This is a genomic window from Parabacteroides sp. PM6-13 (genome assembly GCF_029892605.1).
Taxonomy (GTDB): domain Bacteria; phylum Bacteroidota; class Bacteroidia; order Bacteroidales; family Tannerellaceae; genus QVMG01.
Map to the genome: position 1 here is coordinate 95,766 of NZ_JARXWF010000001.1, position 21,741 is coordinate 117,506.

17 protein-coding genes are annotated in these 21,741 nt (G+C 45.6%); 9 read left to right on the forward strand and 8 right to left on the reverse strand.

Features of this window, described 5'->3' with window-relative positions:
• Nucleotides 1-127 precede the first annotated feature (127 nt).
• The 8 genes from M2134_RS00405 (at nt 128) to M2134_RS00445 (ending at nt 7,850) form a co-directional block, all read left to right on the forward strand.
• Entirely contained in the window at nt 128-847 is a 720-nt protein-coding gene (locus M2134_RS00405) for a DUF5668 domain-containing protein (RefSeq protein ID WP_280749809.1), read from the forward strand.
• A gap of 5 nt (nt 848-852) precedes the next feature.
• Complete coding sequence (locus M2134_RS00410) at nt 853-1,635, forward strand: LytTR family DNA-binding domain-containing protein (protein ID WP_280749810.1); 783 nt, start codon at nt 853-855, stop codon at nt 1,633-1,635.
• 600 nt (nt 1,636-2,235) lie between these two features.
• A complete protein-coding gene (locus M2134_RS00415) occupies nt 2,236-3,981 on the forward strand; it encodes a hypothetical protein (RefSeq protein ID WP_280749811.1) in 1,746 nt (581 codons plus the stop codon).
• A gap of 141 nt (nt 3,982-4,122) precedes the next feature.
• Entirely contained in the window at nt 4,123-4,503 is a 381-nt protein-coding gene (locus tag M2134_RS00420) for a DUF3244 domain-containing protein (RefSeq protein WP_280749812.1), read from the forward strand.
• Nucleotides 4,504-4,785: 282 nt separating this feature from the next.
• Nucleotides 4,786-5,292, forward strand: coding sequence for a Spi family protease inhibitor (locus M2134_RS00430; protein WP_280749813.1), 507 nt, complete (start codon nt 4,786-4,788; stop codon nt 5,290-5,292).
• A gap of 4 nt (nt 5,293-5,296) precedes the next feature.
• Nucleotides 5,297-6,091: a C10 family peptidase gene (locus tag M2134_RS00435; protein WP_280749955.1), complete on the forward strand. Its 795-nt coding sequence runs from the start codon at nt 5,297-5,299 to the stop codon at nt 6,089-6,091.
• A 71-nt stretch (nt 6,092-6,162) separates the two neighbouring features.
• The gene (locus M2134_RS00440; protein ID WP_280749814.1) at nt 6,163-6,771 is read left to right on the forward strand and encodes a hypothetical protein; all 609 of its coding nucleotides are present in this window, start codon (nt 6,163-6,165) and stop codon (nt 6,769-6,771) included.
• A 461-nt stretch (nt 6,772-7,232) separates the two neighbouring features.
• Complete coding sequence (locus M2134_RS00445; protein WP_280749815.1) at nt 7,233-7,850, forward strand: outer membrane beta-barrel protein; 618 nt, start codon at nt 7,233-7,235, stop codon at nt 7,848-7,850.
• Here M2134_RS00445 and uvrA read toward each other — a convergent pair.
• Complete coding sequence (gene uvrA / locus M2134_RS00450; protein WP_280749816.1) at nt 7,845-10,631, reverse strand: excinuclease ABC subunit UvrA; 2,787 nt, start codon at nt 10,629-10,631, stop codon at nt 7,845-7,847. The two genes, M2134_RS00445 and uvrA, sit on opposite strands and share 6 nt — an antisense overlap.
• A 146-nt stretch (nt 10,632-10,777) precedes the next feature.
• Here uvrA and prfB point away from each other — a divergent pair.
• A protein-coding gene (gene prfB, locus M2134_RS00455; RefSeq protein WP_280749817.1) for a peptide chain release factor 2 occupies nt 10,778-11,900 on the forward strand; the annotation gives its coding sequence in 2 pieces (ribosomal slippage) (nt 10,778-10,840 and nt 10,842-11,900; 1,122 coding nt in all).
• An 18-nt stretch (nt 11,901-11,918) separates the two neighbouring features.
• On the opposite strand, the gene M2134_RS00460 is transcribed toward prfB, so the two are convergent.
• The 7 genes from M2134_RS00460 to gpmI all read right to left on the reverse strand — a co-directional run bounded on the left by M2134_RS00460 (nt 11,919) and on the right by gpmI (nt 21,729).
• Complete coding sequence (locus M2134_RS00460) at nt 11,919-13,961, reverse strand: HAMP domain-containing sensor histidine kinase (RefSeq protein ID WP_280749818.1); 2,043 nt, start codon at nt 13,959-13,961, stop codon at nt 11,919-11,921.
• 124 nt (nt 13,962-14,085) lie between these two features.
• Complete coding sequence (locus M2134_RS00465) at nt 14,086-16,245, reverse strand: S46 family peptidase (protein WP_280749819.1); 2,160 nt, start codon at nt 16,243-16,245, stop codon at nt 14,086-14,088.
• A 31-nt stretch (nt 16,246-16,276) separates the two neighbouring features.
• Nucleotides 16,277-17,701 (reverse strand): cardiolipin synthase, encoded by a 1,425-nt coding sequence (cls, locus tag M2134_RS00470; protein WP_280749820.1) that lies wholly within the window; start codon nt 17,699-17,701, stop codon nt 16,277-16,279.
• A gap of 69 nt (nt 17,702-17,770) precedes the next feature.
• Nucleotides 17,771-18,259, reverse strand: coding sequence for a CYTH domain-containing protein (locus tag M2134_RS00475; protein WP_280749956.1), 489 nt, complete (start codon nt 18,257-18,259; stop codon nt 17,771-17,773).
• 83 nt (nt 18,260-18,342) lie between these two features.
• The gene (locus M2134_RS00480; protein ID WP_280749821.1) at nt 18,343-19,395 is read right to left on the reverse strand and encodes a DUF2027 domain-containing protein; all 1,053 of its coding nucleotides are present in this window, start codon (nt 19,393-19,395) and stop codon (nt 18,343-18,345) included.
• A 147-nt stretch (nt 19,396-19,542) separates the two neighbouring features.
• A complete protein-coding gene (locus M2134_RS00485; RefSeq protein WP_280749822.1) occupies nt 19,543-20,124 on the reverse strand; it encodes a DUF3109 family protein in 582 nt (193 codons plus the stop codon).
• Between the two features lie 81 nt (nt 20,125-20,205).
• Nucleotides 20,206-21,729 (reverse strand): 2,3-bisphosphoglycerate-independent phosphoglycerate mutase, encoded by a 1,524-nt coding sequence (gpmI, locus tag M2134_RS00490; RefSeq protein WP_280749823.1) that lies wholly within the window; start codon nt 21,727-21,729, stop codon nt 20,206-20,208.
• Nucleotides 21,730-21,741 lie beyond the last annotated feature (12 nt).

The following is a 21,741-nucleotide window of genomic DNA, read 5'->3' on the forward strand; positions in this document are numbered from 1 at the left end:
TTCTTTGTACGGATTCACCGTAAAATAACGGTGATTCATCGGGAAATTGACCCCAAAAAGCGCTTTTTGCTTGCGGAAGGCATCTCTCGCACCCTATCTTTGCTTCAGTAATTAAAACGAAAAGAATATGAGCGAATCAAATGAAGTGAATCACCATTCACACCGCAAAGGAAACCAGCTGATCACAGCGGCTATATTTATTATTGTAGGCGTCCTGTTCCTGGGTAGGAACCTGGGGTGGGTCGACCGGGACGTTTTCCATTATATTGTCTCCTGGCAAATGTTGCTGATCGTGATTGGCGTGGTACAACTAACCCGGCGTAACTTTGTCGGCGGATTGGTACTGGTCAGTGTCGGCGCCTTCTTCCTCATTCCCTCCGAATATGGCATTGGCAACTATTGGCCGGTGATATTCATTATTATCGGTATCGGCATACTCCTGAAATTCACCCATCCCCAAAGCCATGGGCGATGGCACCACCGCCATTCCCTAAAATCGGCAGAGACAAACGATGGGTTTGTGGAGGCGGATGTAAGTTTCGGTTCCTCCCGGCATATTGTACTGGATCCTGTTTTCCGGGGCGCTGACCTGGAGGTCTCTTTTGGCAATATTGCCTTAGACCTACGCAAAACACAATTGGAGCAGGAGGAGACCTATCTTGATATTGAGTGTTCTTTTGGCGGAGTAGAATTGTTTATCCCTTCGACCTGGAACGTGTTATTACAGGTTGAAAACAGCTTCGGTGGGGTAAACGACAAGCGTCATTTTGTGCATGCGATAGACTACGATCACAAACTTATTATCCGCGGCGAGATTAGCTTTGGCGGACTGGAAATAAAGAGCTAACCCGCATGCAAGACCACCCCTTCACAGTCTCTCCCACCCGCAGAGCGTTAGGTGTATTATGCATGGTTGCCGCCGCCTTGATCCATTGGTGGCTATTGACGGCATACGCCCAGGCGCTCCCGCTGCCCGCGGCTATCGACACAATCCTTTCGATAGGGCTACTGACGGCGGCCGGGTATTACGCCTGGTATGCGTTGACCTACATACGTGTCTGGCAGGTGCAATTCCTACTGGCGCTCGTGGTTCAGTTTGTTTGCGTCGGGGTTAGCTTTGCGTTGTTGACCATTGCCGGATGGGAAAACGCCTCCTCCTTTGTCGCGGGACTACCTCTGCGGGGGCTTTTTGGCCTGATGGGCTGGATCATACTACTGCAATGGTACGACCGTTTGCGCGAAGAGGAGGAAAAAGAGGCACTCATGCCACCTCCTGTTGTGCCGGAAGAAAAGAAAGAACCGGTCGAGCTCCTTGAAAAGATCTCCGTCAAAGACGGCACACGCATCCATATCGTGCATGTCGAAGAATTGGTCTGCCTCCAGGCAAGCGGCGATTATGTGACGCTCTTCACGCCGCAGGGGCAGTATATCAAGGAGCAGACAATGAAATATTTCGAGACGCACCTGCCCACTTCTTTCGTTCGCATCCATCGTTCATCGATCGTAAACAGCGAATTCATCCTCCGTGTCGAACTGTTCGGCAAAGAGAATTATCGGGTAAAACTAAAAGATGGCACCAGTTTGCGAGCAAGCAGCGCCGGTTATAAACTCCTCAAAGAGCGACTCGCTTTATAGTTTTCCACCCCCGAAAAGTGTTAATTTTAGCAGAATTTTGCTGAATTCTATCTCTTTTTCGTTTGTCTAACACTTTTTGGCAATAACCTCCGCGTACCTTAACATCTATTATTGATAAAACTCTTGACAGGAACAGAAAACCCTCTATCTTTGTACTGTGGTTTTTTCATAATAGTATTAGATTTAAGGTTAACAAAGTTGGTTAGGGGTTGTCGTGAGACAGCCTTTAATTTTTTACAGAAGTCTATTTAAGGTAAAAAGATAGCCGGTATCCTCCCAAGCGGAAAGGTACCGGCTCTGTTTTTTTGTCCTACGGAGAATTTGATTGTTGACGATTGTCGACAATTTTGTCGACGATTGTCAGCAATTTTGTCGATAATTATCAGCAATTTTGTCGATAGCTATCGGCAACCAAATTGTCGGTAGGGTAAAAAAATCGGGACACTCGTCTAAAAAATTTCAGAGCGTCCAACATGATCCCAAATAGTGTATCTTTGTCCCTAAGTTATCTGAAGTTCTATCAGTCTTTAGAATCAGGTGTGCAAAAACAGGTAAAAGAAAGTGTGTCAAAAAAAACATCGATATCAAAACAGAATAAGTATGAAAATAAAAGCATATAATACATACTCATTACGTTTAGACCCATTTAAGGTAAGAAAGAATACACACATATTATATTGTTTTCTACTTCCCATCGCTTTGTATTTATTCATCTCTTGCAGTCATGTTACAAATGTTGAAAAGCAACATATCTTATCTGCCGAACAATACATAACAGCGTCTCCTTCCCTGGCAAAAGAAGAATTAGAGCAGATTGCAGAAATAACTTATCTAAAGATGCCCTTGAAATGGCAAGCACGCTACAACTATTTACAATGTCAAATTGCTGATAAACTGGAATCAGACTTCCCTCTATCCCGGGAAATCAATGAAGCAAGAGCATGGTATATAAAAAAGGGGGAGGCAAGCGACATAGCAGCCTTATGTTTATTTCTTGGCAGAGTTTATACGGATGAAAGGAATTACGAAAAAGCTATAGAGAGTTACCTTTATGGCTTAGACTGGGCAAAAAAAGCGAACCTAATCAACGAATCCGGATATATTAACAGCTATTTGGCCGATTTATACCTACAGAATAATCATATAGAAACCGCTCTTAGCAAATACCGGGATGCAGCAGATTGCTTCTTGGAAGCTAATAATTTGCGAAGTTATGGATTTGCCAAACGGGATATAGGACATTCGTTTGATCTGTTAGAACTACATGAAGAAGCTATTGCAGCCATGAATGAAGCGGATTCTATCGGTAAAATACTCAATGATTCTCTTATTCAGTCTACGGTACTGAATGGTTTGGGGAATATTTATTTATCTATGGGCGAATATGATCAGGCAATAGATTATTTTCTAAAGTCAGTAAATCCCTATTCGACTTCATCCCATGATAAAATGGCGCTTACTGAAGCATATATAGAAACTGACCGCCTGTCGGATGCCCGCCAAATCCTCGACGCCATGTTACAAGACTCCATACCGGAAATATTTGAACGTGGCATCCACTATTATTATTATCAGATCTACTCGAAAGAAGGAAAGCACAAACTGGCGCTAGATCACTTTGAACAATATTATCATCTCATAAATGAGAGATTGGATGAAATAGAGGAACGCAATTATATTGAGGTTGAAAAGAAGTACAACCACCTCAATCAGACCATACAGGTAAAAGATCTTATTATCGATAAACAAAGGAATATACTCCTTATAAGTTTACTGTCTGTAATGGTTGTGATTTTAATTTTTCTTTATCTGTATTGGCGAAAGAAAGCAAAGAGAGAATTAGCTCGAAAACAACATAAAATTACTTGTTTATTACAAGAGCTTAAAAACAAAGAAAAAGAATTTGCTCTGGCGAATGGAGAAATGGTTAAACAAAAGGAAGAAGAAATAAAAAGGCTCAAAGACGGACTGTTAGAAACTCGTGAGAACATGATAAAATCATCTTCGTTGCGAAAAAATTTAATCAACAAAATTAAAAATTATAGAACGTCGGGCAAGATACTCCTAAATGAAGAGACTCAATTGCAAATAGAATTGGAAATAGATATAGTATATCCGGATCTTCTTATTCGTTTGATAAAACAATTTCCTAATCTAACTAAAACAGAACTTCAATACTGCGTTCTTAGCCTCTATGACTTCGATACGAACCAAGAGTCTGTCCTATTAAATATCGATCCGGGGTCTGTTAGCAAACGAAGAACCCGTATCCGGGAGAAGTTGCAGACTTCATTTGTGGATAATAACCTGTCCTCTTTTCTTAAAAATTACAGCTTAAATATGTAATAAAATATACTTGTCCATCAAAATCCACATAATCGACTGGTATTCAACATCAGTTGTCCATCTGAATTCCTGCCAATATTACCAAACTATTCCCGCTTACTCATAACTTTGTAGTATCAATTTTCAACAAAAGTTACTGAAATGAATACACACAATACATACAAAGTTATTATTGGCATTATACTATGCCTTCTTCCTGTTATGGATATCATTGCCAAAAAGAGCATTATCTTAGAAGAGATTAAACGGAATAGACAGGGAAAGTCATTAAACATCGGGCAAGTACAAGGGTATCTTGACGATAACACTTTAGTCATCGAATTCCCTCAAACCTATGGTATAGTTCATATCTCCATAACCCACGAAAACTCTAATCAAGTCGTATATCAAGACGATTACTTAATAGTAGAACCTGATCTCTCTTTAAGTATTCATTTACTTAATCAAGTTAGTGAAGGTCGCTATTTCATCCAGATTTCCACAGAGATAAGTAAAATAAGTGGATATTTCGAAATAGAGTAATCTCGGAGAGATTGAGTTGGAACGTTAGAGTTGTTTTTAGCTTTGCTTTACAAGAGACGTTGGACGATAGAGTTATTGTTCAAGAAAATGAAGCAGAACAATCCAACCGCATTATTTCTATGGCGAAAACGAAAATGTGATACGCATACAGATATGGTGTACTTTGATCGTGCAATTACTCCAATGAAGTATCATTGTTTATTCTCTTTACCTTAATAGAAATATTTTCGATTACCGACATATTGGTTAATATTATTGCATGTTTAATTAAAAAAAACAATTATGAAAACAAATGTTCTTAAGTTTTTAGCACTGAGCTTTATTTTTAACATTTTTACAACTTCTTGTTCTGAAAACGAGCATGAATACATTTCAGACACAGGTCTACCTCCTTCTGTAAACAGCTACAGAGTATCAATTGAAGATGCCAAAAAAGAATTAACAAACTTTATTACGTCCATTGACCAAGGAAGCAGCATAGGAACAAAGGGATATATGCAAAATAGAAAAATAAAAAATATTGAAGTCGTTAAATCCGATCATAAGAATATATCCTCTTATATAACCAAAAGTAATACATCAATAGATATTGACACTCTTTTGTATATAATGAACTTTGATGATGAACAGGGATTTGCTATAGTTTCAGCAGACAAACGTACAGCCCCAGTTTATGCGCTTATTAACGAAGGCTATTTTTCCATGAATGATATCGAAAAAGTAAATAATCCCGGTTTTATTATATTTATGGAAGAAGCTATAAAAAAAACAGATAAGCGACATAAATAATCATATTGAAGCAGAAACAAAATCGTCAACTAATCCTGGAACTCCAACAGCAAGAGTTGCTCCCCAATTATCGGTCAAGTGGGGGCAAAACGAACCTTACAATAAATACTATCCTATAAAAGATGGGCTTAAATGTCCTACTGGCTGCGTCATAACTGCAACGGCTCAAATACTCTCTTATTTTCAAACAATAGGAAGTGTTCAATGGAGTCAAAACGGATCATATGGAAGTGCTAATTTAAATTGGTCTCGTATTATTTCTGATAGTCAAAACGGAGCAGATTATGGTGTATTAACCGATAGAGAAGCTCTAGGATCTTCTATTGAAGTTGCTCATTTAATGCGCTATTTAGCGATATCTCTTGATGCTGACTATGGAAGCCAAAGCACAGGAGCGGAAAGTAATGATGCTGTCAAGTGGATGAGAAGTTGGGGAGGACTTTCAACAACAAACTTAGAAAACTACAATACCGACAAGGTTATAAATGCCTTACTATCAGGAAAATCGATTTACATGAGAGCAAATGCACGTTATTACCATGTTGGTTTCGTAATTAGAAAATATGTAGACGGACATGCTTGGGTTATTGATGGATTTGAAAAATATCCTCACAACAGAAGTTATATATATTACGTACATTGCAATATGGGATGGGACGGAGATGCCGACGGATACTATCTTAACGATGTTTTTACAACAGATGCTGGCCCTGAATTTATTGAAGAGGAAATTAACGATGGAGGTACAAGCTCGTATAACTTCCGTTATAAAAAAGAAATATCAATTGTAGGACGTTAATTACATAGACTTTCCTTTATAAGAAAAATATTTTTACCTTTGTTGATTATTAATAACTAAAAGATGTTGATATGAAAAAGATGCTTTTATTGTTTTTAGTTGCAATCGGTTTGTCGGGTTGTTCGGGTTCAGAAGATGCTATTGTCAGCTATACCCCTCATATTGTAATCTTATATTCTGATGGAACAGGATTTGTAGAGATGAAAGAAATGGATAAAGAAAAGATCGATGATTCAGATAAGAATAATCTTGAGATAATATCCATTACAGATGAAAAAGGAGATACCGTACAATGTACGGTAAGGAATTTTCGTAAAATAGGGCAGACCGTAATGATTAGTTTGAATATATCGGAGGCATTTTCACCTCAAAAGAAAGAGACAAAAAGGGAATATACAATAAAATACAAAGTACCCTTCCTGTTAGGACATGATCAGATCGAAGAGATAAAACTGTATTACACGACAAGACTAAGAGGTGATTTCTCTCAAATTCTCTATAACAATATAGATATACGATGCGTTACCACTGACTCTTGGGAAGATCCTACAAGAAATCCGACTGAGGAAGAAATAGCCGAACTCGATGCGAAAACTGATGAGTTACTTTTTAGTGGAGATACCGTAGCTTCACTATCGGAAAGTCGTGTTGTGTTGATTGTACCGGTAGAAGCTAAATAGTAATCAAGAAAATTCGTTCATTTAGTATGACGGTACGCAGCTACGCAGAATACGCAGATGTATATATTGTTTAATATGATGGACTATGAAAAAAATCTGCATAACAATTATGGTATTGGGCCTAATCGCCCTTATAGTAGGTCTATATATTGATAATTCGATACTTTTTAATGCTGGAATTGGATTTTTCTTTAATGGGGCAGGAGTCTTATTAGGCTTACATTGGAGGGGAAAATAGCACAATAGCCGGAGATGTCGGGGAACCCGTATATCTCCGGCCGTTTTGTTATAAAAGGCCATTTCCTGCCCTATCCCCAAAAAGGTAGATCGGGGTAAACGAAGTAGTGTCTGCCGGGAATTTCGGTAGGTCTATAAAATTCCGGAGCATCCAACATGTCGGAATGCTCCTGCATAAGCAATATTCAAGAGTGGCACCCGTTAAAAGAGGAAATAACAATCGAATGATGAAAAAGGTAACAACAATCGGATTTATTTGTTTCTTTCTGTGTTTATCGATGGTAAGCCGGGCGCAGGTTATTAAAATAGAGAATGGGATCGCTATAACGGATCTGAAAGTGAAGGGGGCTTCCTACAATCCCATTTATCCCTATCAGGCGAGTATCGGATTGGAGTATATGGATAGAGACCATTGGGGGCTGTCGAGCAGCGTTGGTTTCCTGCGAAAAGGCACCTCTTTCGGACTGCTTGACGAGGAAGCCTCTATGGTAGAAAAGGGGGATGGTCGTTTGCACCTGGATTACCTGACACTCAACACCACTTTCCGGTTGAAAACGAACAGCTTATCGGGCACCAACGCTTATGTAGGCGTAGGTCCGCGCGTTGATATCTATCTGGATGGGCGATATAAATCGGACTACCTCAGCGGCAAAGAGACAGGTACCCACAAACTGATTGCCGGTCTGAAAGCGGAGGTGGGTATCGACCAACAGATCGGACGCTACCGGATAGGCCTCAACGCCAGTTACCTGCCAAGCTTTGTCAAGCCGTATGGCGGAAAGACATCGACCACGAAAGAGCAAACCTTCACGTTGGGCATCGTTCTCGGATACCTCTTATAACTTCTCTTTCAGGAACTGTCCGGTATAGGACTGCGGACAGGCAGCAATATCTTCCGGTGTGCCGGTGCAGACCAGGTGGCCTCCGGCTTTTCCTCCTTCGGGACCCAGGTCGATCACGTAGTCGGCGCATTTGATCACATCCATATTATGCTCGATAATGATCACCGTATGCCCTTTATCGATTAAGGCATTGAATGCTTTCAACAGGGTTTTGATATCATGGAAGTGAAGTCCGGTGGTCGGTTCGTCGAAGACAAACAGGGTAGACTCCTGCTTCTCCTGCCCCAGGTAATAGGCCAGTTTCACACGTTGGTTTTCCCCGCCCGAGAGGGTCGACGAGGTCTGTCCCAGTTTGATATAACCTAAGCCGACATCCTGCAAGGGCTTCAAGCGGCGAACGATTTTCTTTTCCTGCGATCCTTTGGTTTTGCCGAAGAATTCAATCGCCTGATTGACCGTCATCTCCAACACATCGAAGATACTGACGCCCTGGTATTCCACCTCCAACACATCCGATTTGAAGCGTTTTCCATGACACACATCACATTCCAGGGTGATATCCGCCATAAACTGCATCTCGACCGTGATACGCCCCTCGCCTTTACATTCTTCGCATCGCCCACCTTCCTTGTTAAAAGAGAAGTGAGCCGCGCTGTAACCCATCTGTTTGGCCAATGCCTGATCGGCAAACAGTTTACGGATCTCATCGTAGGCACCGATATAGGTCACCGGATTGGAGCGAGAGCTCTTGCCGATGGAGTTCTGATCAACAAATTCAATGGCTTTGATCAGATGGAAATCGCCTTCGGCACTACTGCATTCGGCATTCAACCGGGCGGCACCATCTAATTTCTGTTTCACCACTTCGTAGAATATATCGCGGATAAGTGAACTCTTTCCCGAGCCGCTCACCCCGGTCACAACAGTCATCACGTGCAGCGGGAAGCGTACATCAATCCCTTTCAGATTGTTTTTTCGCGCTCCTTTTATTTCAATATAGTTGTTCCATGGACGGCGCAGGTCGGGTACCTCGATCTTGTCTTCCCCCGTCAGATAGCGGACGGTATGGCTTTGCGTGCTTGCTTCCAATTTATCGACCTCTCCCTGGTAGACCACTTCGCCCCCCAGACGTCCGGCGTCCGGGCCAATGTCGATGATATAGTCGGCGGCGCGGATGATCTCCTCATCGTGTTCGACCACCACCACGGTGTTCCCCAGCGATTGCAACTGGCGGAGTACGTTGATCAACAGATCCGTATCCCGCGAATGCAATCCGATGCTCGGTTCGTCCAGTATATAGAGCGAGCCCACCAGGCTGCTTCCGAGCGAGGTGACCAGATTGATGCGCTGGCTTTCACCGCCAGAGAGGGTTGATGAGAGACGGTCGAGACTGAGGTAGCTCAGCCCTACATCCAACAGGAATTGCAGGCGGCTGGTGATCTCTGTCAACAGGCGTTTGGCAATGGCGGCTTCCGTCTCGTCGAGTTCCAATTGCTCGAAAAAGGCTTTTACTTCGCCGACCGGCAGCGAAACCAGTTGAGCGATGTTCTTCCCGCCAACTTGTACATAGAGCGCTTCCGGTTTCAGGCGGCTCCCCTTGCATACCGGACAAACCGTCTTGCCCCGGTAGCGGGCCATCATCACCCGGTATTGTATCTTGTAGACATTCTCTTCGACGAATTTGAAAAAGTCATCGATCCCATGCAATCCGCGGGCGCCATGCCAGAGTAACGCTTTCTCCTCCTCCGTCAGGTCATAGTAGGGACGATGTATCGGGAAGTTATAACGATCGCTGTTGATGATAAATTCTTTTTGCCATTCGCTCATCACCTCCCCTTTCCAGCAAACCACCGCTCCCTGGAAGAGCGAGAGGCTTTTGTCGGGCACCACCAGGTCTTCGTCGATGCCGATCACCTTCCCGTAGCCTTCGCATTTGGGGCAGGCGCCCACCGGGTTGTTGAAGCTAAACATCATCTCGGTCGGCTCTTCAAACACCATACCGTCGGCTTCGAACTTCTTTGAGTATTCGCGGGTGATGGTCTCTTCGGGTGTGTAGATGCGAATCAGACAGGTGCCATGTCCTTCGAAGAAAGCTGTCTCCGCCGAATCGGCGAGGCGGCTTTTCAATGTTTTATCGTCGGAAACGACCAGGCGGTCGATCACAATCTCTATGACAGGCGATTTCAGTAGTTTCTTATCTTCCAATACCTCAGCAATGCGATACACCTTATCGTCGATCGAAAGGCGTGAATAGCCCTCCTTCTGAAGGATCTCCAACTGCTTCTTCATGGTGCGCCCCTCCACCGGAACGACCGGGGTGAAAATAGCAAAACGCGTACCCTCCGGATAGGCGAGGATCTCGCGTACGATATCGTTCACCTGGTGTTTCTTGACCACCTCACCCGAGATGGGTGATATGGTTTTCCCGATGCGGGCAAACAGCAAGCGCAGGTATTCATAGATCTCTGTCGAGGTACCTACGGTAGAGCGTGGATTGCGGGTATTGGTTTTCTGCTCGATGGCAATAGCGGGGGGAATGCCCTTGATGTAATCCGCCTCCGGTTTGCTCATGCGCCCCAGAAACTGGCGGGCATACGACGAGAGGCTCTCCACATAGCGGCGTTGCCCTTCGGCATAGAGGGTATCGAAGGCAAGCGAGGATTTCCCGCTCCCCGATAGTCCGGTTATAACCACCAGTTTGTCACGTGGGATCGCCACGTCGATATTTTTCAGATTGTTTACTCGCGCACCTTTTATATAGATGGAATGATTTTCAGACATACTCCCTTTCCGTTTTTAAGAACCTGCAAAGTTAATCATTTTCTTTAGCTAAAACAACGGAGCCGAAGAGCAATACGGAACGAAGTGGTGGAGCTCTCCGGATTTTTATGTACTTTTGCATCCGAATTAAAAAACAGTAAACGATTATGATTACATCAGACCAACTACAGAATGTGTTGGAGCGCGATTTGGCGCTGAGGGGGTACCTTTGACATCGATGGGAAGACCATCCAGTTAGAAGAAGAAGAACTCCGCACGCAGGATCCCACTTTCTGGGAAGACAACAAACGGGCAGAAGCTCAGATGAAGATTGTCAAAGAACTCAAAAAGTGGATCGAACTATACAACGAAGTAAAAGCGGCCGCGGAAGAATTAGAATTAGCCTACGAATATGTGAAAGAGGGCATCACCTCCGAAGAGGAGGTCGATGAGGCGTATGCCAAAGCCCTGGAGCTGGTGGAGAACCTGGAATCGCGCAATATGCTACGCCAGGAGGCCGACCAGTTGGGATGCATCCTCAAGATAAACTCCGGCGCGGGAGGTACGGAAAGTCAGGACTGGGCTTCCATGCTTATGCGTATGTATATCCGTTGGGGAGAATCCAGCGGACATAAGGTGACCGTCAGCAACCTGCAGGAGGGTGACGAGGCGGGCATCAAGACCGTGACCATGCAGATCGAAGGCGACTATGCTTATGGCTACCTGAAAGGAGAAAACGGGGTACACCGCCTGGTGCGTGTCTCTCCCTACAACGCGCAGGGAAAACGCATGACTTCGTTTGCTTCGGTGTTTGTCACTCCTTTGGTGGACGACACGATCGAGATCGAAATCAATCCGGCGGATTATACCTGGGACACGTTCCGTTCGGGAGGTGCCGGTGGGCAGAATGTAAACAAGGTGGAGACCGGTGTGCGTCTGCGTTATAACTACAAAGACCCCGACACGGGCGAGGTCAAAGAGATCCTGATTGAGAACACTGAAAGCCGCTCACAGTTGGGCAACCGCGAGAATGCGATGCGCCTGTTGCGCTCTATGTTGTACGATATGGAGTTGCAGAAACGCATGGCTGAGCAGCAGAAGGTCGAAGCCGGCAAGAAGAAGATCGAATGGGGATCGCAGATCCGTAGCTATGTGTTCGACGATCGACGGGTGAAAGACCACCGTACCAACTACCAGACCTCCGACGTAAACGGGGTGATGGATGGTAAGATCGATGGCTTTATCAAGGCTTATCTGATGGAATTTGGCGGAGAAGCCGCTGAGAAATAATAAAAAAGAAAAGAGAGCTTAGGCTCTCTTTTCCGGTTTATCTTGAGGGATGCGCACATAGAAGGTGGATCCCTTTTTTGGTGTCGATTCGACCCAGATGCGTCCACCCATTTGGGTGACCAATCCTTTGCAGATAGCCAATCCGAGGCCGACCCCTTTCTTACCGTTTTGCAACTGTGCAAAGCGGTTGAATATCGCCTCCTGTTCCTCTTTCGGAATGCCCTCGCCGGTATCTTCCACGTAGAAAAGCACTTCGCTTCCCTTGCGCTCATACCCAAAACGGATATGGCCGGTATGGGTATGTTTCACGGCGTTGGTCAGTAGGTTGGTCAATACCTGTATCAACCGGCTGCGATCGGTCTCGACAACCAATTCTTCGCAAGGATCCAACAGGAGTTCGACCGACGGAGAGACCCGCAGCCTTATCATATCGTAGATCTCTTTCATCATCGCTTCGAGCGATTGCTTTTTGTAATACAAGCTGATGGTGTTCGATTCGATCTTGGAGATATCCAACACATCACCGATGAGTGTCTGTAGCAACTCATTGTTGTTCTCGATAATATGGGAGAATTCCTGCCGTCGCTCCCGGTCTTCTTCATCGACCAGTATCTGAGAGAAACCGACAATGGCATTCAGTGGCGTGCGTATCTCATGATTCATATTGGCTAAAAAGGTCGATTTCAGGCGGTCGGCCGCTTCCGCTTTCTCTTTGGCTTCTGCCATGACCGCCTTGCCTCGCTGAGCTATACGGGTCATAAACAACAGGCCACCGACAAGAACGATCAGGAAAATACATCCGCCTATCCACAACATCAGTTGCGTACGCATCTGTTTGGCTTCGATTTCCGCCTGAACCTTCTCCATCTCTAATTTGTCGACTTCATAACGCGTACGCATATCGGCCAGGCTCTCCTGGTAACCGGTTTTGTTGATCGAGTCTTTCAAGAGCATGATCTCTTTCTGCAGATCGACTACCTCTTTGTAGTTGCCCAAATCATAATAGATATTGGCCTTTTGGTTCATGTAATGCTCCTGGGAGCTCAACATATTCTGTTGCCGTCCGAGTTCTATGATATTATCGATATAATTGATGCTTTTCCGAATATATCCCTCCTTTATCTGCGGGTTGTCCGTCACGGAGGCCAGCTTCATATAGTATTCATTATACAACTGGTCGAGGCCGATCTGCCGGTCGATCTCCATATCGTTTTCTTTCACCAGTATTTCCAGTTGATTGATATGTTCAAGCGCTTTCGGAAATTCTCCCGACTGAATCAATTCCCAGGCGTTGGAGAATTGCACAGAGTAATCATAACGACTCAACTGATAAGCGCTTGCCGCGGCAGCCTCCGGATCTTTCCTCAACTCCGCGATATAGTCTTCTGCCTTTTTTACATATATCAACCGGTTATCGCCCGGTGTGAATTGAAATAGTTGAACCAACAGAGCTATTTGCTGAATAAGCGGTGCCTCCCGCTTTTCCATACGATCCAACACATCCAGGTAGACTTTCTCACCATCCTCCGGCATATTGTTGAGAAAATAGAAATAGGCCAGGTTTTGATCCGCCATCTCTATGCCTATCGGATAATCCATTTTCCGGGAGAGCTCTTTCATCTTCTCCACACCATCCAACAGCTCTTGGTTCTTTCCATGCCGCACCAATAGATAAAGGTTAAATCGCCAAATCTCCATCAATTCGGCAGGACGGTTTATCTCGATCAATAGAGGCTCCACCTCCCGAATAAAAGGCTCCAGCTCCTCCTCTTTTTCTATATAATAATAATTAGCCTGCCGCGAAAGGGCACGAGCCAAGTGGCGGGCATCTTGTTGTGCTTCCGCCTCCTGCCGGTAGTATTGAATATAATCATATTCCAATGTATGATCGTTTACCAGCTTTTCCAAATAAAGCAATCGGGAGCTGTCGGGAAGAGTTTGGAGATGCTCCCTCAGGCTATCCGGCCACTGAGTTTCCGCATAGCCTGAGGTGCATATACTAAATAACCCGATCAAAAGAAAGGATATGGAACACACAAACCGACGAGTAAAAGTATTCATGAAAATAGTTCTTTATCTATGCCCAGAGTTTATCGCTCAACAAATGTAAAAAAAACTACCCAATATGAAATACCTTTGACACGAATTAACCGCTTTTTCGTACTTTCTGTTCTAAAAAGGCCAATTATTCTTCCAGATCCATTTCCTCTAACAGATAGGAGGCGCCGGCATATTTATCCATGATAAACAGGACATAGCGGATATCCACGATGATGCTTCGCTGGTAATCGGGCAGGTATTGGATGTCCCCTCCTACTCCTTCCCAGTTACGGTCGAAGTTGATACCGATCAAGGCACCATTTGCATTCAGGACAGGGCTACCGGAATTGCCACCCGTCGAGTGGGTCGTCGCGCAGAAAGCAACAGGCATCTGCCCCTCTGCCGTCTGATAACGTCCGTAATTCTTTGTCTTATATAATTCTTTCAGGTGATCGGGTACCACAAACTCCCAGTTGTCGGGATCCTCTTTTTCCATGACACCTTCGAGCGTGGTCTGGTGTTTATAGTAAACCGCGTCGCGCGGAGCATATCCTCTAACCTGTCCGTAGGTGAGGCGAAGCGTGGAATTAGCATCGGGGAAGTCCATTTTGTCCTGATCCATCTCCAACAATCCTTTCACATAGGAGCGGTGCGCCTGTGCATAAGCGGCGTCGAAGGCGGCCTGTGCCTCGGTCAGGTAAGCTCTTTCTTGTTGTACGGAGGCTGCAAAGAGGATCATCGGATCGTGCTGTAACGCTTTCAAGGTCGGTTTGGCAAAGAAGCGGTTGAAATTGGCCTCACTGCCATAGATTGACTTATCGAAAAGATAATCCACGAAGGCATCCACGTCGCCTTTGAATGTCTTATCGATCTCTCCGAAATAGGCCGGTTGGCTTTCCTTAGCCACCTGAGCGCGGTATTCTTTCAGCATCACTTTGGCGACTTTCCGATCGACTGCCGGAGCATAATCCTTGTTGGCAAATTGTTCATAGTCACTTTTCAGGCGGGTCAATAGTTTTTCCTGCTCCTCTTTATTCTTATTCTTCATGGCTTCCATCAAGGCTTCCACCTGATAGGGCACACGCGTAAACTCCAGACTTTGCAGAATGGCTTCGTTCAGCATCCAGCTACGGAAACGCAAGTCTTTCCGATCGGCAACGATCTGCTCCATCGCCCGCAGGGCATCGGGGTATTCGGTTTTGTTGTTCTGACGCGACCAAGCTAACAGACGCTCTTGCTCTGCCCGCTTCACCTCCTCGAAATCACGCTTTCCAATCGCCCAATTCGTGCCGATCGCGTTCTTATAGGAGTTGGTCGAGCTGGCATATTTGCTGGAATACTGAATACGCACGGCCGGATCAGCCAGCATCTCTTCCAACAGAGCCTGCTGACGCAATTCGCGCATGGCAATACGGACAGCGTTGTCGATGTCACGGCGTTCGGCTACCTCCCAGGAGGTATAATACTTCTTAGTCGTTCCCGGGAAGCCGATCATCATGGCATAGTCGTCTTCCTGCACCCCTTTGAGGGATATCTGCAGCCATTTCTTCACCTTCAACGGTACATTCGTTTCCGAATAGACAGCAGGTTCCCCATTGGCATCGCCATATACCCGGAAGACAGAGAAGTCGCCCGTATGGCGCGGCCACATCCAGTTGTCGGTGTCGGCACCGAACTTACCGATAGAGGAAGGGGGAGCACCTACCAAGCGCACGTCGGAATAGCTCTTTTTGGTAAACATATAATATTGATTACCACCATAGAAAGCCCGGATCTCTACTGACACCCCCGCATGATTAGCTAAGAAAGCCTCGCCTACCTTCTCGCGTGCCAACTGGTTCAGGTAGCGTGGGCTCATAAAGTTCATACTAAGCGGATCCGTATCCTTCTCCAGCTCCTTCTTGACATATTCGGTCACATCTTCGATCGCTTCGATAAAAGTAACCGACAAGCCCGGATTGGGAAGTTCTTCGGCACGCGATTTCGCCCAAAATCCATGCGTCAGATAATCATTTTCCACGGTGCTATGCTGCTGTATCTGCCCATATCCACAATGGTGATTGGTCAGGATCAATCCATCGGGCGACACCACCTCACCCGTACACCCGCCACCGAAATGCACAATGGCGTCTTTGATAGAAGCTCCTTCGGGATTATACAGATCTTCGGCATCCAATTGCAAGCCGAGGCGCTGCATATCGGTAAATTTCTGCTGCTTCAACAGCGGCAACAACCACATTCCCTCGTCTGCCATCATAGGCAGGGAGATGAATAAAATCAATAAAGAAATACAAATTCGTTTCATATCATTATGTTTTTTGTTAGAAATAAAGTTGCTAAAAGACAGGAGTCATCAGCCGTAGTAATGACTCGATATAATGCTTCCACCGCGAACGCTTCATCCACTTGTCGATATCCACCTCGTAAGCATCTTGCATATCACGGAAGAAGATCTCTTTGCATTGCCGGGCGGTATCCGCGTCATACACGAAAGCGCCGCTCTCAAAGTTCAGTTCAAAGCTTCGCGTATCCATATTGGCTGATCCGATAATCGCCAGATCATCATCCGCCACAATCAGTTTGGTATGCAAGAAACCCGCCGTATAGAGATAAACCTTTACATGACTCTCCAATAAGGAACGGATAAAAGAATAGGAAGCCGCCCCGACTAAGCGGTTATCCGATCGCTTGGGTAGCATCAGCCGCACATCCACACCGCTCAGCGCCGCCATCTGCATGGCCTTCAGGATCTGATCGGAGGGCATGAAATAGGGCGTTTGGATATATACATATTTCCGGGCATTGGTGATAGCCTGAAAGAATCCTTCGGTCAGGGATTCATAGGTGTTCATAGGACCACTGGTGACGATCTGTATTGGATTATGCCCTTTGTCGGATATCTCCGGGAAATAATAGGGGCTTTCCAGGCTCTCTTTGTGCGAATAATACCAATCCAACAGGAAAACAACCTGCAGAGCATGCACCGCCTTTCCCTCCATGCGCATACTCAGATCGCGCCATACGCCCCAACTCACGCCTTCCGCATAACAATCCTTTATATTCATCCCTCCGATATACCCGATCCGACCATCGATCACCGCCACCTTCCGGTGGTTGCGGTAATTCACCCGACGCGCGATATACGGGAAACGTATCGGCAGGAAGCAATCCACCTGTACGCCTCCCTGCTCCAACTCTTTGAAGAAACTCTTCTTTGTCTTCAGGCAGCCCACATCGTCGTAGATAATCCGTACCTCAACGCCCTCTTTGACCTTGCGGATCAATAATTCTTTCAAGCGGTTACCCACCCGATCGCTTCCAATCGCGTAATAGAGCAAATGGATATGTTTCTCTGCCTTCTCTATATCTGCAAACAACCGATCGAATTTATCCTTCCCCTCTGAAAACAGCTCTATCTGATTGCCATTTAAGACAAGCGAATTGCCTACGTTCTTAAGTAATATCTTCAGCTTACGGTAGGTATCATCGGAGCTTTCTTCGTCCTGCAGATTAAAATAGGGGGTCGCTTTACCCTCCAGGTCTTTGGTCATTCGGCGGTTTACGCTCCATGTCCTCCGGTGGTTTTCGCCAAAGAAGAGATAGAGAATCAGTCCGATCACCGGCAAAAAGGTGAGTACCAATACCCAGGTGATCGTCTTCTGCGGGTTGCGGTTTTCGGAAACAACCACCGTGATCACCCCTATGATCGTTACGACATAGAGTATTTGAACAATTAATGATATTATTTCATATGTGCCCATTCGCTTTTAGATCGGAAAACAGGCCACTAAGATAGGGAAAAGATAGGGGAAATGAAAACAGGAAAAGGCTTATTGGCGCGATTCTTTCCAGTCTTTGTAAGGATATTGGGTCAACATGGAATTGTAGTAACGACGATCGCCCGTCACCTCTTTCCCGACCCAGGCAGGCAGGGTAAACGACTCATCCGTCGAGATCAGTTCTATCTCAGCGAGTAATAGACCTTCGTTGGCGCCATGAAAGAGGTCTATTTCCCAAGTATGTCCGTCGATAATGGCCCAATGCCTGGTCTTTTCGATGGCACCCGGTTCGCAAAGAAGAAACAACTCTTCCGCGTCTTGTAGCGACAGTTCCTGCTCAAACTCATAGCGACTCAGTCCGCCGTCCAGGGAAGGCCCTTTGATAGTCAGCCATCCCTTCTCCCCGGCAATACGTACACGCACCGTCCTGCCCGGCTGGGAAGAGATATACCCCTGCCGAAACCGCTCCGAGCGGATCACATCCGGCAAGAAGTTACCTGTCACTATGTATTTACGTTCGATCTCAAGCACGGTATGAATTATGAATTATGAATTATGAATTGTGAATTATGAATTAGGAGAATTAGTGACCTCTCATAATTCATAATTCACAATTCATAATTCTATTTTATAGTTACCATCGTCGCCCCGAATCCATATTCGCGGAAGGAGGCATCCTGATAGTAATATTGTTTGTATTTGGTTTTCAATTCTGTTTCAATGGCTTTACGCAATACGCCGTCACCTTTCCCATGGATAAAGACCACCTTTTGCCCCTTCTTGCCGGCAAAAGACTTCAAGGTTTCATGAAACTTCTCCAGTTGGTATTCCAACATATCAGCATTACTCATGCCCGCTGTCGTATCGAGCAACTGGTTGATATGCAGATCCACCTCGACAATGCCATCCGCTGCCTGTTTCTTTTGCACCTTTTTAGGCTCCCGTCGGTCGACGCGCGCCTTTTCCTGCATTGCCTGTTGCAATTCGGCGGAAGAGACCAATAGTTCCCGTTCCGGCAGGTCATTGGTAACAACCGGATAGACCAACGCATCATCGTCGAAGAATTCATTGGGGCGGAAGCAATGAAGCTTGTAGAACTTCACCGTATCCAAGCGTAGCTCTACCGAGATAGCGTTCTTCAAGGCGTAAGGCTTGTCTTTCTTAAAAGCGATTAGCTGCACGCATATACGCTCCAGGTCGTTCAGATGCTCTTTGCCGAACTCTTCCAAAAAGACCTGCGTATTGGGTTCGATTACCCCATGCGAACGACTGTACCAGCTATTATTCTCCCGATTCATGTAGTTATAATAGAGAAAGTAATTGCTGTCGTTGATAAAGTAGGCTTCATAGCCACTATCCGTCAAGGCCTTCGGGTCTACCGGCAGGTAAGCCAGGTAGATATTCAACCGTTCCCCTTCGCGGGTCTCCACGATTGGCAGTTCGTCGGGCTCAGGTTTAGCCATTTTCACTTCGATCGGCGCTTGCGTTTTAGGCTGCGTCGTACTATGCACCTGCATAGTACCTTCGCCCACCACCACACATTCACGGATCAGGGCAGGTACCTCAAAGCCATCGGCATCTTCCACCAATACCTGGTCTTTCCCTTTGAAGCTGCGTACAATGCCTCCTCCCACGGAGTTCAGGAAACGTACTTTATCACCTACTTTAATGTTCATTGTTTTGTTTTTTATAAGGTCTTTAAAGTCTTTAAGGTCTCTAAGGTCCTTAAGGACTTTGATTGTTCTGAGGTTTTTAAGGTCTTTAAGGACTTTAAGGACTTTAAGGACTTTGATAACTTTAAGGTCTTTAAAGACTCTACCCTTTTATTTCCTCTTCTGTTTCAGCCATTCTTCGGCAGCTGTTTCCAGCTTTTCATACCATTCCTCGCCGAACTTTCGCGTTAGCGGCTCCTTCAGAAAGCGATAGGCCGACAAGCCCTCTTTCTTCCCCAGTAGCTCCGCCGCTTTGCAGATGCTCCAGCGGTCGAGGTTCACAGCCGAGAAGGTCTGGTAATGCTTTATGCGCACCGGATACAGATGGCAGGAGATCGGTTTGTAGAAATCTACCCGCCCCTCCCGATAGGCTTTCTCAATGGCACATTTACAGATACCCGCCTCATCGTAACAGGTAAAGACACAGTCCTTGCCATCGACCAGAGAGGTCACCGTCTCGCCACCGGCATCGATATAGGCCACGCCCTGCTTATCGATCACCGCCTGCGCCTCAGGCGACAGGTCATCCCATATCTCAGGTAATATCCGTCGCAATACAACCAATTCACTTTTCTCCAGCGGAGCTCCCGCATCCCCTTCCACACAACAAGCCCCTTTACACTGGGACAAGTCGCAAAGGAATTGCTTCTCTATCAGATCAAAGCTGATAAGGGTGTCGTCTATCTGTAACATATTAATACGAATGGATAATTGATAATTGATAACAATAGAGCATCCCTATCAATTATCAATTATCAACTATCAATTTACTATTTATTTAATAAGATTCTCCCCCGTCATCTCCTTCGGTTGCTTCAATCCCATGATGTAAAGGATCGAAGGAGCCACGTCGGCGAGGATACCATCTTTCACTTTGGCCTCTTTGTTTTCTGTCACATAGACAAAAGGAACCGGGTTCAAAGAGTGAGCCGTATTGGGCGAGCCATCTTCATTCAACGCATTATCGGCATTCCCATGGTCGGCAATGATTATCACCTCATACCCATTGGCCTTCGCTGCCTCTACGGTATCGTTCAGGCAAGCGTCGATTGTCACTACCGCTTTTTCAATAGCTTCATACACACCTGTATGTCCTACCATATCCCCGTTCGCATAGTTACAAACAATGAAATCGTATTTATTCTTTTCGATGGCTTCAACCAATTTGTCTTTCACTTCGAAGGCGCTCATTTCCGGCTTCAGGTCGTAGGTAGCCACTTTAGGTGAAGGCACCAGGATACGGTCTTCCCCGTCGAATGGTGTTTCCAATCCGCCGTTGAAGAAGAAGGTCACATGCGCGTATTTCTCTGTTTCGGCGATATGCAATTGCGTCTTGCCTACATGCGCCAGGTATTCACCTAAGGTATTGTTTACGTTATCCTTATCAAACAGGATGGTCAACCCCTTAAAAGTAGCATCATACGGTGTCATGGTGAAATATTGCAGATTCGGAATGATCTGCATACCTGCCTCCGGCATATCCTGCTGAGTCAGTACGATCGTCAGTTCTTTGGCGCGGTCGTTGCGGAAGTTGAAGAAGATCACCACGTCACCCTCTTCGATTTTAGCTACCGGCTGGCCATTTTCTACATGCACGATTGGTTTCACAAACTCGTCGGTCACCCCTTCGTCATACGATTCCTGCATAGCAGCCACCATATCTTCTGAGGCTTTCCCTTTGCCTGCGGTCAACAGGTCATATGCCTCTTTCACGCGATCCCACCGCTTGTCGCGGTCCATGGCATAATAGCGGCCAATGATCGAAGCGATCTTGCCACCGGTTGTTTTCAGATGGTTTTCCAACTGCTCGATAAAGCCTTTTCCGCTTTTCGGGTCGGTATCGCGTCCGTCCATAAAGCAATGCACGTAGGCTTTGTCTACTCCATATTCCTTAGCTATTTCCGTCAGTTTGAACAGGTGCTCCATCGAGCTATGTACGCCTCCGTCGGATACCAGCCCCAGGAAATGGATCTGTTTGTTGTTTTCCTTCGCATAGCTATAAGCGCGTTGGATACCCGGATTCTCCAGGATGGTGTTCTTACGGCAGGCGATATTGATCTTTACCAGATCCTGGTAAACTACACGTCCTGCGCCGATATTCAGGTGACCCACTTCAGAGTTTCCCATTTGTCCATCGGGCAGACCTACATTTTCGCCCGATGCCTGTAATTGTGAGTGAGGATAATTTTCCAACAGATAATCCCAGTAAGGAGTGGGCGTATTATAGATCACGTCGTTCTTTCCTTTTGAACCGATGCCCCAGCCATCGCAGATAATAAGAAGTGCTTTTTTGTTCATAACTTGCTTTTT